Origin of the sequence: Roseburia sp. OM03-7AC (assembly GCF_003462625.1) — a bacterium.
Classification (GTDB): Bacteria; Bacillota; Clostridia; order Lachnospirales; family Lachnospiraceae; genus Roseburia_C; species Roseburia_C amylophila.
In genome coordinates, this window is record NZ_QTZJ01000001.1 from 180,486 (window position 1) to 197,358 (window position 16,873).

Sequence of the window (16,873 nt, forward strand, 5' to 3'; positions counted from 1 at the left end):
AGATGTCAATTTGTCCAAAGAACAAATCTTCCAAAGGAAGAAGAGATAAAAGAAGAGCAAACTGGAAAATGACTGCTCCAAGTTTAGTAAAATGCAGTAAGTGCGGCGCTTTGATGATGCCTCACAGAGTATGTAAGAACTGCGGTTCATACAACAAGAAAGAAATTATTCCTCAGGACTAATTAAGAAGTGACCGGGAGTGTTTGCAAAAACACTCCCTTTTTACTTTATGAAAAAGATAGGCATTTGCAGAACAATTCAGGTTTTGCGAATGCCTATTCATAGAAAAGGAGAAGGTATGAGCAATATTTTTAATTATAATAATAAGCTCTTTAGTGCATTTGATAAAGTGATTAACATATTCTGCCTGAGTTTAATCTGGTTCATGGCATGTATTCCGGTTTTTACCATTGGAGCATCCTGCACTGCACTTTATTATGCAGTGAATAAAGTAATCCGCCATGGCAGAGGATATATCTGGAAAGAGTTCTGGTCATCCTTCCGTTCTAATTTCAAACAGGCAACCGTAATCTGGCTGATTTTCTTACTGATTGGTCTTGTTATGGGAGCAGACTGGTTTATCATGTTCCAGTTTATGAAAGCCGGAGCAGCGTGGGGCAAGGCTTTTGTGATTTTCGTTGTTATGCTGGTATTTGAGATTGCAATCTGGTTATATGTATATCCGAACATTGCCCGTTTTGAAAATACCAATAAAGCAATTGTAAAGAATGCGGCACTGATGTCATTTGCACATCTGCCAAAGACCATTCTTATGCTGGTGATTTTGCTGGTAATTGCATTTTTAGTATATCTGATTCCATTTTTATTAATTTTTGCACCGGCGGCATTTATTGCAATTCAGAATGGAATTATGGAGAAGATTTTCTTGCGTTATATGTCAGAGGAGGACATTGCCAAAGAAGAGGAACGGAACCGGGAATATTTCAATTAGTTTTCTGTTGATTTCTATGGAAAGTTATAGTATATTTCAATATAGGCTTAATGTGATGGCAGATTTACAGGAGGAATGTATATGCAGGAAGTCATTAGAGTGGCAGTTGATGCAATGGGAGGCGACAACGCGCCGGGCGAAATTGTAAAAGGTGCCATCGAGGCAGTAAATACACGCAGAGATATACAGGTTGTACTGGTTGGACAGCAGGAGGTTATTGCTGAAGAATTGAAAAAGTATACCTATGAGAAAGACCAGATTGAAATTAAGAATGCAACAGAAGTAATTGAGACTGCGGAACATCCGGTAAATGCAATTCGTAAGAAAAAGGATTCATCAATTGTTGTGGGAATGAATATGGTAAAACAGAAGGAAGCAGATGCATTTGTATCGGCAGGAAGTTCCGGAGCCGTATTAGTTGGTGGACAGGTGATTGTAGGAAGAATCCGTGGTATCGAGCGTCCGCCTTTGGCACCGCTGATTCCGACCGAGACAGGAGTATCCCTGCTCATTGATTGTGGAGCAAATGTAGATGCCCGTTCTTCACATCTGGTACAGTTTGCCAGGATGGGTTCCATTTATATGGAAAATGTTGTGGGAATCAAGAATCCGAGAGTTGCAATCGTAAATATCGGAGCAGAAGAAGAAAAAGGAAATGCACTGGTAAAGGAAACATATCCTTTATTAAAAGAATGCAAGGATATCAATTTTGTGGGAAGTATTGAAGCAAGAGAGATACCACATGGCGGAGCAGATGTCATTGTCTGTGAAGCGTTTGTAGGAAATGTAATCCTTAAACTTTATGAAGGACTTTCCAGTACGCTGATTGGTGTAGTAAAGCAGGGAATGCTCAGCAGCCTAAAGAGTAAGATTGGTGCAGCATTGGCATTGCCGGCACTGAAGAGGACATTAAAATCTTTCGATGCATCCCAGTATGGCGGGGCACCATTGCTTGGACTGAATGGACTGGTGGTTAAAACACATGGAAGCTCCAAGGCGAAGGAAGTAAAGAATTCCATCATTCAGTGTGTTACATTTAAAGAACAGGATATCAATAATAAAATCAAAAAAAATATAGTAATTTCTGAAACAGAAGAATAGAAAGGAAAAGATTATGGAATTTGAAAAACTGAAAAAAATTATTGCAGAAGTCCTGAATGTGGACGAAGAAGAGATTAGTATGGAAACTACTTTTGTAGATGACCTTGGCGCAGATTCATTGGATGTTTTCCAGATTATCATGGGTCTGGAGGAAGAATTTGATATTGAGATTCCAAATGAAGAAGCAGAGAAAATTGTTACTGTAGGCGATGCGGTAGAGCAGATAAAGAGTGCGCTGAACTAAAAGCAGAATAGATAGTATTCTTCAAAGGAAGCATATTGTGCGAAAGAGTCCGGCATGCCGGATTCTTTTTTGCTTTACAGGAAATTTCTTTCCTGTAAAGTAAAAAACGCTCCGCGAGGATGCACACTGCGGCGTATAAGGTAGATGCCGCAAGCGACCGCCGCAGGCGGCTTGCAAAGCGTGTTTCCCGTAGTTTGCGGGCAGCATCGACAGTTAGAAGGAGAAAACAGTGAGCAGATTACATGAATTTGAAGAAGTGATAGGATATCATTTCAACAATCAGGGATTATTAAGACAGGCATTAACCCATAGTTCCTATGCCAATGAAAGACATATGAAGAAGCACTCAGATAATGAGCGGCTGGAATTCTTAGGCGATGCAGTGCTTGAGGTTACATCCAGTGAATTCTTATACCAGAAGTATCCGGATTATTCGGAAGGTGAACTGACCAAGCTCCGGGCAAGCCTTGTGTGTGAGCCGACACTGGCATTTTGTACCAGAGCAATTGATTTGGGAAAATATCTGTATCTGGGAAAAGGAGAGGATTTAACAGGAGGAAGAAATCGGAAATCCATTCTTTCGGATGCATTGGAAGCAGTAATAGGAGCAATTTTTCTGGATGGTGGTTTTGCTAATGCAAAAGAGTTTGTGTTAAAATACATTCTGACAGACATTGAGCACAAACAGCTCTTTTATGATAGCAAGACTATCCTGCAGGAGATAGTACAGGCAGGATATAATGAAGAACTGAATTATCAGTTGATTCGGGAAGAAGGACCGGATCATGATAAGCGGTTTGTGGTAGAAGCCAGAATCGGAGAAAAGTCCATTGGAGAGGGAATGGGACATACAAAGAAAGCAGCAGAACAGGAAGCTGCATATCAGGCGCTGCTTAAGCTGAAACAGCAGGAGAATAAGCGCTCTTAAACGGAGGAAGTTATGTATCTCAAAAGTATTGAAATTCACGGTTTTAAATCATTTGCAAATAAAATTGTATTTGATTTTCACAACGGAATCACAGGCATTGTGGGGCCAAACGGTAGTGGAAAAAGTAATGTTGCGGACGCAGTGCGCTGGGTATTGGGAGAACAGAGTGCCAAGCAGCTTCGTGGCGCAAGTATGCAGGATGTTATTTTTGCGGGAACAGAGAATCGTAAGCCATTAAGTTATGCATATGTTGCGATTACATTAGACAATGCAGACCATCAGCTTGCGGTAGATTATTCAGAAGTAACGGTAGCCCGAAGAGTATACCGTTCCGGAGAAAGTGAATATCTTATCAATGGCAATCCATGCCGTCTGAAGGATGTAAGCGAGCTTTTTTATGATACCGGTATCGGTAAAGAAGGTTATTCTATTATCGGACAGGGTCAGATTGAGCGAATCTTAAGCGGTAAGCCGGAGGAAAGAAGAGAACTTTTCGATGAAGCGGCAGGAATTGTAAAATATAAGAGAAGAAAAGTAACCGCCCAGAAGAAATTAGAAAGTGAGCGGGAGAACCTGGTACGTGTCAATGACATTTTGACAGAGTTGGAGCGTCAGGTAGGACCGTTGGAGAAACAGTCAGAGACCGCAAGAATCTATCTTAAGAAAAAGGAAGAGTTAAAGACCTTGGATGTTAACATGTTCCTTTTAGAGATGGAGCGGATTGAGACCCAGACCAAAGAAGTAGAAGAAAAGTTTAAAATTGCAGATACCCAGTTAAAAGAAGACAACGAGGCATACGAGAATATCAAAGCGGAGTATGAGAAAAAAGAGCAGGACATGGAAGAAATGGATGCGAAAATCACAGAAATCCGCGAAGAACTCAGCAATACCAATGTCATGAAGGGAAAACTGGAAGGTCAGATTAATGTATTAAATGAGCAGATTAAGGCTGCACAGATGACAGATGACAGCTTAAAAGCACGTTTGGAACAGTTAGAAAGTGACCGGAAAGAAAGAAAAGAACAGCAGGAGCATTATCTTGCACAGAAGCAGGAAATTGACAGCCAGGTAGCAGAGATTGAAGCACGCAAGCAGGCAGCTTCTGATGAGTTAGAAAAGATTCAGAAGGAAATTGCCCGCTGTACACAGGGCATCGAAGAAGGCAAGAATGAGATTATTGAGATTCTGAATAATAAAGCTTCCACAAAAGCAAAATTACAGAAATTCGATACCATGGCAGAGCAGGTAAATATCCGCAAAGCCCAGTTGAATCAGCGTCTCTTAAAGCGTAAAAGCGAAGAAGCAGATTTGCAGAGTGTATTGTCAGAATATCAGGACAAATTAGCAGAAGTAAGTCGTGAGATTGAAGCATTAAAGGCAAAAGAAAAAGAGACCGCAGACTTAATTCAAAGCTGGCGTAAGAAAACAGCAGAGAACCGGAGTGCCTTAGAAAAAGCAACTATTGATTATAATAAGGGAGAATCCCGTCTTGAGACCTTAAAAAATATTGCAGAGCGTTATGAAGGCTATGGAAACAGTATCCGTAAGGTAATGGAGCAGAAGGATAGGGAAGGCGGAATCCTCGGCGTTGTGGCAGACCTTATTCAGGTGGACAAGAAGTATGAGACAGCCATTGAAGTTGCACTCAGTGGAAACATCCAGAACATTGTTACGAAAGACGAGCAGACAGCAAAGAAAATGATTGCTTATCTGAAACAGAATCGTCTGGGACGTGCCACATTCCTGCCGTTGACCAGTGTTACCGGTAAGGATAACAGCAAGCAGGATGTATTCTTAAAAGAAGAAGGCGTAATCGGAAAGGCAGATACGCTGGTAAAACATGATGCAAAATTTGACGGTGTAATGTCCTATCTTCTTGGAAGAGTCTTTGTTATGGACACCATTGACCATGCGTTGGCACTGGCGAAGAAGAGCCATTATTCTTTACATATGGTAACCTTGGAGGGTGAGTATTTAAGCCCGGGTGGTTCCATTGCCGGTGGTGCCTTTAAGAATACCGGTAATCTTCTGGGAAGAAAACGCGAAATTGACGATTTGACGAAGAGACTGGAAGAACTGAAGAAAACCATTGCATCCTGCAAGGAGCGGAGCGAAGAAATCCGCACTGCACAGGAACTTGCCATGCAGGATATGGAAAAGGTACGGACTGATTTACAGGAACAGTATTTACAGCAGAATACAGCCAGGATGAATGTAGACCGTACCTTGCAGCAGAAGAATGAAAGCGAGAGCGTATTTGAAGGCTTAAAGAATGAGAGCCAGGATATTGAAGAACAGTTGACGGATATTAAGAAGGGCAAGGAACGTACGGAAGAGGAAATCAAAGAAGCAGAAGTACGGGAAGAAGAAATCAAAGCCCAGGCAGAGCAGTTCCAGGTAATTTTAGAAGAACAGATGAAACTGGAAGAGGCTGCAACTGAAGCTGTTTCCAAGGTGCAGTTAGAGGAAGCCGGATTCACACAGAAACAGGAATTCATACAGGAAAACTTAGAACGTGTGGAAGAAGAGTTAGAGCGTGTATACAAGAATCAGGAGTCTTTGAAGAATCAGTCAGCAGAATCCAAAGAAGATGCAAAACGTCATGAGGCAGACATTGAAGCCATCCGAAAGACCATTCTTGCATCCGATGAGAATTATGCGGCATTGAATCAGAAGCTTTCTGAGAGCATTGTTGCAAAAGAACAGATGTCAGCAGAGTATAAGGGATTCTTTGAACGAAGAGAAGAGATTTCCAAGCGGATTGCAAATCTTGACAAAGAGATTTTCCGACTGAACAGCCAGAGAGAGAAGTTAGAAGAGGCAGGTGAATACCAGACCAATTATATGTGGGAGGAATATGAGCTGACTCCGCATAACGCATTGCTGCTTCGCAATGAAGAATATCAGGATTTGCCGGAACTTAAGAAACAGATTTACGGTATCAAGGATGATATCCGAAAATTGGGTGATGTCAATGTCAATGCCATTGAAGAATATAAAGAAATCAGTGAACGTTATACGTTTTTAAAGACGCAGCATGATGATTTAGTAGAAGCAGAGCAGACGCTGGTGGGTATCATTGAAGATCTGGATACCGGAATGCGCAAGCAGTTTACCGAGAAGTTTGCGGAAATCCAGCATGAATTTGACAAGGCATTTAAGGATCTCTTTGGTGGTGGTAAAGGAACCTTAGAGTTAGTCGAGGATGAGGACATCTTAGAGTGCGGCATCCGTATTATTGCGCAGCCACCTGGAAAGAAGCTGCAGAACATGATGCAGTTGTCCGGTGGAGAGAAATCGTTGACAGCCATTGCACTGTTATTTGCAATTCAGAACTTAAAGCCATCCCCATTCTGTCTTTTAGACGAGATTGAGGCAGCGTTAGATGATTCTAACGTAGGACGTTTTGCAAAATATCTGCATAAATTAACGAAGAATACGCAGTTTATTATCATTACGCACCGAAGAGGAACCATGGCAGCAGCCGACCGCCTGTACGGAATTACCATGCAGGAGAAGGGTGTATCCACACTGGTAAGTGTAAATCTGATTGAAGAAGATTTAGATAAATAAGAGAAATGAACAGAGAAAGAAGTGACAAGATGGAAGAAGAAAAGAAAGAGAAAAAAGGCTTTTTTGCCCGCCTTGTATCAGGATTAACCAAGACAAGAGATAACATTGTATCCGGTATTGATTCTGTATTTCATGGATTTTCACATATTGATGATGATTTCTATGAAGAAATCGAAGAGATTCTGATTATGGGAGACCTTGGTGTACATGCCACAGAGGCAATTTTGGACAAGTTAAAGGAACGTGTCAAAGAAGAAAAAATCAAAGAGCCGGCAGACTGTAAAGAGCTTCTGATTCAGAGTATCAAAGAGCAGATGGATGTAGGCGAGACTGCATACCGCTTCGAGGAAGAAAAATCTGTCGTTTTAGTCATTGGTGTAAACGGAGTCGGAAAGACAACCTCTGTTGGCAAGCTGGCAGGTAAATTAAAGAGTCAGGGTAAACGCGTGGTTTTAGCTGCGGCAGATACCTTCCGTGCAGCGGCAGGAGACCAGTTAAAGGAATGGGCGAACCGTGCCGGAGTAGACATGATTGGCGGCCAGGAGGGTGCTGACCCGGGCTCTGTGGTATACGATGCAGTAGCAGCTGCAAAAGCAAGAAAGGCAGATGTCCTTTTGTGCGATACTGCCGGACGGCTTCATAACAAGAAAAACCTGATGGAAGAGCTTCGCAAAATCAACCGTATTCTGGAAAAAGAGTATTCCGATGCATACCGCGAGACCTTGGTAGTATTGGATGCTACAACCGGACAAAATGCACTGGCACAGGCAAGACAGTTTGCAGAGGTGGCAGACATTACCGGAATTATTTTAACGAAAATGGACGGAACCGCAAAAGGTGGTATCGCAGTTGCCATTCAGTCAGAACTTGGCATCCCTGTAAAATATATCGGTGTCGGTGAAACCATAGATGATTTACAGAAATTTGATTCCGGGCAGTTTGTAAATGCATTGTTTGATGTAAAGGAAGATTCGGGAGAAGAAGGAGAGACAGAATGTTAACATTAGATAAATTTGAAGAAGCAAGTGAAAAAGTAAAAGAAGTAACTTTGGAGACCAAATTAATTTACAGCAATTATTTGAGTGAGCAGACCGGTAACAAAGTATATCTGAAACCAGAAAATATGCAGTTTACCGGAGCATATAAGGTACGTGGTGCCTATTATAAAATCAGCACTTTATCCGAAGAAGAAAGAGAGAGGGGACTGATTACCGCTTCCGCAGGAAACCATGCCCAGGGTGTTGCCTATGCAGCAAAATGCTATGGCTGTAAAGCAACCATCGTTATGCCAACCACAACACCACTGATTAAAGTAAACCGTACCAAGAGCTATGGTGCTGATGTAGTACTTTATGGAGATGTTTATGATGAAGCATGTGCACATGCTTATGAACTGGCTGAGAAGCATGGATATACCTTTATCCATCCTTTTGATGATTTGACGGTTGCAACCGGTCAGGGAACCATTGCCATGGAAATCTTTAAAGAACTTCCGCTGGTTGAGTATATTTTAGTTCCAATCGGAGGAGGCGGACTGGCAACCGGTGTTTCCACTCTTGCCAAATTACTGAATCCAAAGATTAAAGTGATTGGTGTAGAACCGGCTGGAGCAAATTGTATGCAGGCTTCCTTTAAGGAGGGTAAGGTTACAACACTTCCGGCAGTAAATACCATTGCAGATGGTACCGCAGTAAAGACTCCGGGAGAAAAAATCTTCCCATATATTCAGAAGAACTTAGACGATATCATCACCGTAAGTGATGATGAGCTGGTCGTATCTTTCCTTGATATGGTAGAAAACCATAAGATGGTGGTAGAGAACTCCGGTTTACTTACCGTTGCCGCATTAAAGCATCTGAATGTGAAAGACAAACGGGTCGTATCCATCCTGAGCGGTGGAAACATGGATGTCATTACCATGTCTTCCGTTGTTCAGCAGGGACTTATTTTCCGTGACAGAATCTTTACTGTATCTGTACTGCTTCCGGATAAGCCGGGTGAGCTTTGTAAAGTGTCCGGAATCATCGCAAGAGAGCAGGGAAATGTTATCAAGCTGGAGCATAACCAGTTTGTAACAACCAACCGTACCGCGGCAGTTGAACTTCGCATTACATTAGAGTGCTTTGGACCGGAGCATAAACAGCAGATTATCAATGCTTTGGAAAAAGAAGGCTATAAACCAAAACAGGTTCGTACCAGCCTGTAAGGGACGTTTATTGGAAAAGGATATTTTTCAATTTCTTTGCAGACAGAAGAAAAAAGTATAGTTTGTAATAAAATAGAAAAAGCCGCATTGGAGAGGAAGAAAAACTTCAGCTCTGATGCGGCTTTTGGAATGGTAGATTATAATTTCTCCGGCGTAAATACACCGATATCATTTCCGGTTCCGCTAAGTGGCATCTGATAACAGACAGAGTCATTGCCGTATTCATAGAAGTAAAGGTACTGTGAGGTGGTATGTAATGCGGTATAATTACCGGATATCAGTAATTCCTCATTGCTTCCGTCGGTGAGACAGCGGTAGATACCGGCACCCTCGCCATTTTTCTGATAATAGATATAATCCCCGGTGACGTTGTAGCAGTCAATTCTGGATGGAATGATAAGGTTGGCAGTACCGCTGCTTAAGGAATAAGTGCTTAGTCCATAATCGTTGTCTCCATCCATGTAATAAGCCGTGTCATTAATTACAGTCGGTTCATAACAGGTGCAGCTATAGAGTGTAGCAACAGAGTTGTCAGCAGTATCAAGCTGCAGGAGAGAGTGGGAATCGTTTTCGCCATTAAAGTACATATACTGTCCATTAGAGGAGCAGGTCTTATAAGGAAACTTAGAAACCTGTTCTTTTTTTGTTCCGTCGATTTTTATCCGATACAGGGTAGAAGCCGTTTCTTTGTCATAGTGGATATAGTAAATATAATTTCCGTACAGTCCGGCATAAAGACTTGGGTCGTCATCTAAAATGGTAACCCTGCCTCCATCACGGTTGATACGGCATAAGCTGTTAGTTCCAAAATTCAGAAAAGAGAAATTAGTATCCTCACTCTTGTTGTTTCGGACATAGTAAACATAGTGATCATCTGCATTGATATAAGAGACGGTATCATCGGAAAGCTTCTTCATATCAGAACCATCAGGATTCATGGAATAGAGTCGGTGGTTGTCGGAAGGATTACTGAAGAAAACAGTGCCGTTGCTTTCACAGAAAAGTCCACCGTTATAAAGATTACCGGCAGAATTTCCATTGACATAACCGGAATTCATTTTTGTGCGGTTAAGAAAATGAATCAGACAAAACACTGTAATCAGAATAAGAATAATTGCAATCGTGATAAAGAGCTGTTTTTTTCGTTTGTTTTTCATAAGAATCCTCCTTTGATGTTATATGTAATCAGACGATTGTGAAATTTGGAAATATGACAGGAAAGAACTTTCCTATAACATTTCCAAATTCCACAATTCTTACGATAAAAATTATAACTTTCTTTCGGGAAACTTGCAACCGAAATGGGAATGGTATATGATAGAAAAAAATAATAAGGTGAAAGATAACAATGAAAGATTTAAAAGAGATAAGAGCAGAAATTGACAGCGTGGACAAAGAGCTGGTGTCACTGTATGAAAAACGTATGGCACTGACCGAACAGGTGGCAGATTATAAGCTTTCTACCGGGAAAAAAGTCTTTGATAAGGCAAGGGAAGAAGAGAAGTTAGAAAAGGTAACTTCCATGGTAGATGACCCGTTTTTAAAGCGTGGAACAAGAGAACTTTTTGAACATCTGATGAGCATGAGCAGAAAACGGCAGTATCAGAAGCTGGCAGAAAAAGGCATTATGGAGCCGATACCATTTGAAGAGGTAGCGGCACTTCCGGATAAAAATATAAGAATCGTATATCAGGGAGAAGAGGGCGCATACAGCCAGATGGCAATGCAGCAGTTTTTCCATGATACCACAAATAGTTATCATGTGCAGACCTGGCGGGATGCCATGGAAGCAATCGCAAAAGGAGAAGCAGATTATGCAGTGCTTCCGATTGAGAATTCTTCTGCCGGAATTGTGTCAGAAAATTATGATTTGCTGGTAGAATATGATAATTGTATTGTGGGAGAACAGATTATTCCAATAGACCACTGCCTGCTCGGAACGAAAGGCTCAAAGCTATCTGATATTGAACAGGTATATTCCCATCCGCAGGCACTGATGCAGTGTGGCAGATATTTGGACGAGCATCGGAACTGGGAAAAACACAGCTTTAAGAATACTGCCATGGCAGCAAAAAAAGTAAAAGAAGATGGTCTCCTAAGACAGGCAGCCATTGCCAGCCGTCTTACTGCCGATATTTACAGGCTTGATATATTGGACGAGCATATCCAGGATAACAGCAATAACTGTACAAAGTTTGTCATTGTAACCGGCCGTAAGATATTCTTAAAGAATGCCGGAAAAATCAGTATCTGCTTTGAAATTCCGCATGAAAGTGGATCTCTTTATCATATGTTATCCCATTTTATTTTTAATGATTTGAACATGAATAAGATAGAATCAAGACCATTAGGAGAGCGGAACTGGGAATATCGTTTCTTTATTGACTTTGAAGGAAATTTAAATGAGAGTGCAGTAAAGAATGCATTGCATGGAATCAAAGAAGAAGCTGAAAACTTTAAAATTCTTGGAAATTATTAGAAAGACAGGTAAGACATTAAGATGAAACATTCAGGAGAATTAATTTTATATAAGAACTTTGAAAATGGAGAATTATTTTATAATTTTACATGGATTTTGGAAAACTATGATAGTGAATTTTACAATCGGTCTGATATAGTAGAATTGTATTATAGATGTTTGAACCAACTGATTGAACTGGCAGTGAGCCACGGTTTTGAAGGAAATCTGTGGCACTGTTTTCTTGCGTTTATTATGGTAAATAATGAAAATGCCTACAGTACCGCCTGCGAAATGAAAGGAGCAGTAAACGGAAGTATCAATGCGATTGCAGCCCATGATTTTGCTATTTTAAAAGAAATGTTTGATTATAACTTAAATGAAGTGGCAAAGACTCTGGAAATTGATGATATGGATGTGCTTCAGAATTTCAAGGGACCGGATGATAATGGAAGCGTATTTAACAAACGTATCCGTGACTGCATCTGTGAACTGGCTGTAGAACTGGCAGGAGCAAAGGATACCAATGCATTTCAGGACAGCGTAACCGGATTCTATGCAAGATTTGGTGTGGGAAATCTAGGCTTACATAAGGCATTCCGTATCCAGAATACCAATGGTGTTGTAGAACTGGCACCGATTACCAGAATCGCTCATGTGAAACTCGATGACCTGGTAGGCTATGAAATTGCCAAGAAGAAGCTGGTGGATAATACAGAAGCTTTTGTAAAGGGAAAGAGTGCCAATAACTGTCTGTTGTTTGGTGATGCAGGTACCGGTAAATCAACCAGCATAAAGGCAATTGCCAATCAGTATTATGAGCAGGGACTTCGCCTGATTGAAGTTTATAAGCATCAGTTTAAAGATTTGAACACGGTTATTTCCATGATAAAGAACCGTAATTATAAATTTATTATATATATGGATGATTTATCTTTTGAGGAATTTGAAATTGAATACAAATATTTGAAAGCTGTAATTGAAGGTGGGCTGGAGAAGAAACCGGACAATGTGCTGATTTATGCAACCTCAAACCGCAGACATCTGATTCGTGAGAACTTTTCAGATAAAGAGGAAGTGCGTGAGGATATGCATACTTCTGACACCGTACAGGAAAAACTTTCGCTGGTATATCGTTTTGGTGTATCTATTTACTTTGGAGCACCGACCAAGAAAGAATTCCAGCAGATTGTAGTAGAACTGGCAGAAAAGCAGGGAGTACATCTTCCGGCAGAAGAGCTTTTAGCAGAAGCCAACAAATGGGAGTTAAGTCATGGTGGACTTTCCGGAAGAACCGCACAGCAGTTTATCAATTATATGTTAGGACAGGAAGTGTAACAGAAGATTTACACAGGAGGAGGAGCACGGATGAAGACTTTTGCAGCAATTTATATCGGGTCTTATGAAATCAGCATGAAAGTGTTTGAGCTTTCCATTAAGAGAGGAATCCGGGAAATTGACCATGTCCGCCATAGAATAGAATTGGGAAGGGATGTTTATTCCCAGGGATATGTTGGATATGAAACAGCGGATGAATTGTGTCAGGTGCTGAAAGAATTCGTGGGGATTATGGAGATGTATCGGACGGATGAGTATGAAGCATATTCAGGTCTTGTCATCCGGGATGCACAGAACGAAGCATTTATTTTAGACCAGATACGGATTCGAACCGGACTTAATGTGAAAGTGCTGAGCAATTCGGAACATCGTTTTATCAGTTATAAGACGGTGGCATCCCAGAAGAATTTTGAGGATATGACCAGTCAGAATGCAGCAGTAGTTGATGTAGGTGGTGGCAGTATGCAGATAACACTTTTTGTAAAAGGAAAGGTAGTTACCACGCAGCATCTTCTGATTGGAATTATGCGTGTACAGGAGAAACTCTTTGACCTTGGCATGCAAAGCAGCGGTAATTATGAGCAGCAGATACAGGAAGTCGTAGATAAGGAATTAGAGGTCTTTAAAGCTCTTTATCTGCCAAAGGATGGCATCCGTTATGTTATTTTTATGGGAGATTATATCTCTGCATTTATGCCGAAAATCAGTAAAGAAAATGGCAAATGTATGGTAGATGCGGACAAGTTCTATCGTTATACGGAGAAGCTGAGAGCCAAGAATACAGGACAGATTGCAAGAGAATTAGGAATCACCAACGAGAGTGATGCATTGCTGATTCCGGCACTGGTTATCTATCGTCAGTTAGTTGCTGCATTAAATGCGCAGAATGTTGTTGTTCCGGGTGTGAATGTAAATGATGGTATAGCATATGATTATGCACAGCGGCATAATATGGTGAAAGCAACACATGATTTCGAAGAAGATGTAATATCTGCGGCGGAATGTATGTCCAAAAGATATTTCGGCTATCAGCCACATCTTGAAGCATTAGAGCAGATGGCAGTCCGGATATTTGATGCCATGAAGAAGATTCATGGATTGGGAAACAGAGAGCGGCTGATGCTAAGGACAGCAGCCATTCTCCATGACTGTGGTAAATTTGTCAGTCTGGTTAATGGACCGCAGTGCTCCTATGACATTATTATTTCTTCAGAAATTATTGGATTGACTCATCTGGAGCGTGAAATTGTGGCGTCTACGGTACTTTATAATACACTACCGATAGACAGCTATGACAGACTGGCAGATAAGATGGATCATGACAGTTATCTTACCGTAGCCAAGCTTGCAGCTATCCTTAAGGTGGCAAATGCCATGGATAGAAGCCACAAGCAGAAATTTAAGAATGTAAAGACATCTGTTTCCGGAAGAAATCTGATTATTACCATAGAGACGGAAGATGATGTGACCTTGGAAAAGGGACTGTTTGAGTCCAAGGCGTCCTTCTTTGAAGAAGTATTCAGTATGAAACCGGTGATTAAAGTGAAAAAGGTCTATAGTTAGGAGAGTATGCGAATGGAAAAATTAAAAGAATATACGAATCCGGAATATTATGAAAACCGTGAGTTGAGCTGGATTAAATTTAATGGCAGAGTATTGAATGAAGCAAGAGACAAATCCATTCCGCTGCTGGAGCGGTTAAAATTTGTCAGCATTACTTCTTCAAATCTGGACGAATTTTTCATGGTACGTGTGGCTTCTTTAAAGGATATGGTACATGCGGGCTATAAGAAAACAGATATTGCCGGTATGACAGCGTCTGAACAGTTAGCAGCCATTAATCATGATACCAGGGAATTGGTAGAACTGCAGTATTCTACTTATAACCGTTCCCTGATTCCGCTATTGAATGCAAGAGGAATCTATATTGTAGATGCCTATGAAGATTTGGAAAATTTTCAGGCAGAATATGTAGACCGTTATTTTGAAGAAAATATATATCCGGTACTGACACCGATGGCAGTGGATGCATCCAGACCATTTCCGTTGATTCGCAATAAGACATTAAACATTGTAGCTTTACTGGAAGAAAATCCGAAGAAGGATGACCTCCTTGGCAAAGAAGAAGAGAAGAAGCTTAAGGCAGAGGGGAAGAAGGGCGGAACCATCTATGAATATGCAACCGTTCAGGTGCCATCTGTATTACCAAGGCTGATTCCAATTCCATCCGTAAAGGAAGGCGAGAAATCCTTTATCCTGTTGGAGCAGATTATTGAGAAGAATATTTCCAAATTGTTCTTAGGCCATAAAGTGGTCTGTGCTTATCCGTATCGTATTATGCGTAATGCGGACCTTTCCTTTGATGAGGACGAAGCAGAGGATTTACTGAAAGAAATTGAAAAATCCCTAAAGAAACGGCAGTGGGGCGAAGTTATCCGGCTGGAAGTGGAATATGGCATTGATAAGCGTCTGCTGGCATTTTTAAAGGATGAACTTCGGGTAGAGTCAGAGGATGATATCTTTAAAATCAATGGACCGATTGATTTGACTTACCTGATGAAGATGTATGGACTGGAAGGCTGTGATGATTTACGTTACAAACCATATACGCCACAGCCGGTGCCGCAGATCCAGCAGGGAGAGAGTATCTTTGATGCGATTAAAAAAGGTGATATTTTACTGCATCATCCATACCAGACCTTTGATCCGGTAGTCGAATTTATCCGTCAGGCAGCCAAAGATCCGGATGTACTGGCAATCAAACAGACACTTTACCGTGTCAGCGGCAATTCGCCAATCATTGCATCGCTGGCGCAGGCAGCAGAAAATGGCAAACAGGTATCTGTTCTGGTAGAATTAAAAGCCCGTTTCGATGAGGAAAATAATATTGTCTGGGCAAAAAAATTAGAGAAAGCAGGCTGCCATGTCATCTATGGTCTGGTGGGCTTAAAGACCCACAGCAAGATTGCACTGGTCGTAAGAAGAGAAGAAGAAGGCATCTGCCGTTATGTACATCTTGGAACCGGAAACTATAACGATTCCACTGCAAAGCTGTACACAGACTGTGGTATCTTTACCTGTTCGGAAGCAATCGGAGAAGATGCAACAGCAGTATTTAATATGTTATCCGGTTATTCTGAACCGCTGTCCTGGAACCGGCTGGTGGTAGCACCAATCTGGCTGCGGAAGCGTTTCTTGAAATTAATTGAGCGTGAAACAAAATACGCCAGGGCGGGAAAGACAGCCAAAATTGTTGCCAAGATGAATTCTCTTTGTGACCGTGATATTATTGCAGCTTTGTATGAAGCATCAGCAGCGGGAGTGCAGATTGATCTGGTGGTACGTGGAATCTGCTGCCTGAAGGTAGGCATTCCAAAGATCAGTGAAAATATCAGAGTGCGTTCCATTGTAGGAAATTTCTTGGAGCACAGCAGAATTTTCTATTTCTATAATGATGGACAGGAAGAAATTTACATGGGAAGTGCTGACTGGATGCCGCGTAACTTAGACCGCCGTGTAGAGATTATTTTCCCTGTAGAAAATGAAGAGTTAAAGCATAAAGTAATGCATATTCTGGATGTGGAACTGGCAGATAATACGAAAGCACATCTCCTTCAGAAGGATGGCACCTATGAAAAGGTTGACAAACGTGGAAAGGTACTGGTGAATTCACAGCTGCAGTTCTGCAGGGAAGCAGAAGAAGCAGCACCAAAGCCTGCAGATGTGGTAAAAGACCGTATTTTTATTCCGGCAGAACCGGTAGAGGACTAAAGAAATCAGACACTTTTGCCGATATATAATATGAAACCATTGAAATAAAGCTCCAGGGAGGGGATTGTCGCATACGGATATGACGGTTATTTTAAGGTTCCGGTTGTTTTGCTCGTTCATGAGCAGGAAAGACAGCAGAATAGAGGGTATTCGGATGAATCCAGCCGGAAAAAATGTTCCGAAAATGAATTTGAACGAATCTTTCGAAATGCATTAGACGAGGTGAAAGACAAAAAATAGAAAGTATCTATAAAGAGGGACTGTTGTTTTACAGAAATTGTAAAATGACAGTCCCTCTTGGT

The 16,873-nt window shown here is 41.3% G+C and carries 13 protein-coding genes; 12 read left to right on the forward strand and 1 reads right to left on the reverse strand.

Annotated elements, in window-relative coordinates:
• Positions 1-2 precede the first annotated feature (2 nt).
• The 8 genes from rpmF (at position 3) to ilvA (ending at position 9,004) form a co-directional block, all read left to right on the forward strand.
• Positions 3-182, forward strand: coding sequence for a 50S ribosomal protein L32 (gene rpmF / locus DXB39_RS00905; RefSeq protein ID WP_022244083.1), 180 nt, complete (start codon positions 3-5; stop codon positions 180-182).
• Between the two features lie 116 nt (positions 183-298).
• Entirely contained in the window at positions 299-952 is a 654-nt protein-coding gene (locus DXB39_RS00910) for a YesL family protein (protein ID WP_022244084.1), read from the forward strand.
• A gap of 81 nt (positions 953-1,033) precedes the next feature.
• The gene (plsX, locus tag DXB39_RS00915) at positions 1,034-2,053 is read left to right on the forward strand and encodes a phosphate acyltransferase PlsX (protein WP_117841212.1); all 1,020 of its coding nucleotides are present in this window, start codon (positions 1,034-1,036) and stop codon (positions 2,051-2,053) included.
• Positions 2,054-2,066: 13 nt separating this feature from the next.
• On the forward strand, positions 2,067-2,297 hold the full coding sequence (acpP, locus tag DXB39_RS00920) for an acyl carrier protein (protein ID WP_022244086.1): 231 nt from the start codon (positions 2,067-2,069) through the stop codon (positions 2,295-2,297).
• A 229-nt stretch (positions 2,298-2,526) separates the two neighbouring features.
• On the forward strand, positions 2,527-3,225 hold the full coding sequence (gene rnc, locus DXB39_RS00925; RefSeq protein WP_022244087.1) for a ribonuclease III: 699 nt from the start codon (positions 2,527-2,529) through the stop codon (positions 3,223-3,225).
• Positions 3,226-3,237: 12 nt separating this feature from the next.
• Complete coding sequence (smc, locus tag DXB39_RS00930; protein ID WP_117841211.1) at positions 3,238-6,798, forward strand: chromosome segregation protein SMC; 3,561 nt, start codon at positions 3,238-3,240, stop codon at positions 6,796-6,798.
• 5 nt (positions 6,799-6,803) lie between these two features.
• Positions 6,804-7,799, forward strand: coding sequence for a signal recognition particle-docking protein FtsY (gene ftsY, locus DXB39_RS00935; protein WP_117841210.1), 996 nt, complete (start codon positions 6,804-6,806; stop codon positions 7,797-7,799).
• The gene (ilvA, locus tag DXB39_RS00940; RefSeq protein ID WP_022244090.1) at positions 7,793-9,004 is read left to right on the forward strand and encodes a threonine ammonia-lyase; all 1,212 of its coding nucleotides are present in this window, start codon (positions 7,793-7,795) and stop codon (positions 9,002-9,004) included. The genes ftsY and ilvA overlap by 7 nt, the downstream gene beginning before the upstream one ends.
• Positions 9,005-9,141: 137 nt before the next feature.
• On the opposite strand, the gene DXB39_RS00945 is transcribed toward ilvA, so the two are convergent.
• Positions 9,142-10,161 (reverse strand): DUF5050 domain-containing protein, encoded by a 1,020-nt coding sequence (locus DXB39_RS00945; RefSeq protein WP_117841209.1) that lies wholly within the window; start codon positions 10,159-10,161, stop codon positions 9,142-9,144.
• A gap of 191 nt (positions 10,162-10,352) precedes the next feature.
• On the opposite strand from DXB39_RS00945, the gene pheA reads away from it, so the two are divergent.
• The 4 genes from pheA to DXB39_RS00965 are packed head-to-tail and all read left to right on the forward strand — an operon-like array spanning position 10,353 to position 16,571.
• Positions 10,353-11,483 (forward strand): prephenate dehydratase, encoded by a 1,131-nt coding sequence (gene pheA, locus DXB39_RS00950; RefSeq protein WP_022244094.1) that lies wholly within the window; start codon positions 10,353-10,355, stop codon positions 11,481-11,483.
• Between the two features lie 21 nt (positions 11,484-11,504).
• Positions 11,505-12,800 carry an ATP-binding protein gene (locus tag DXB39_RS00955; protein ID WP_117698734.1) on the forward strand — a complete coding sequence of 432 codons (1,296 nt, stop codon included), beginning with the start codon at positions 11,505-11,507 and terminating at the stop codon, positions 12,798-12,800.
• Between the two features lie 30 nt (positions 12,801-12,830).
• Entirely contained in the window at positions 12,831-14,363 is a 1,533-nt protein-coding gene (locus DXB39_RS00960; RefSeq protein ID WP_117841208.1) for a Ppx/GppA phosphatase family protein, read from the forward strand.
• A gap of 12 nt (positions 14,364-14,375) precedes the next feature.
• Positions 14,376-16,571 carry an RNA degradosome polyphosphate kinase gene (locus DXB39_RS00965; protein ID WP_117841207.1) on the forward strand — a complete coding sequence of 732 codons (2,196 nt, stop codon included), beginning with the start codon at positions 14,376-14,378 and terminating at the stop codon, positions 16,569-16,571.
• Positions 16,572-16,873 lie beyond the last annotated feature (302 nt).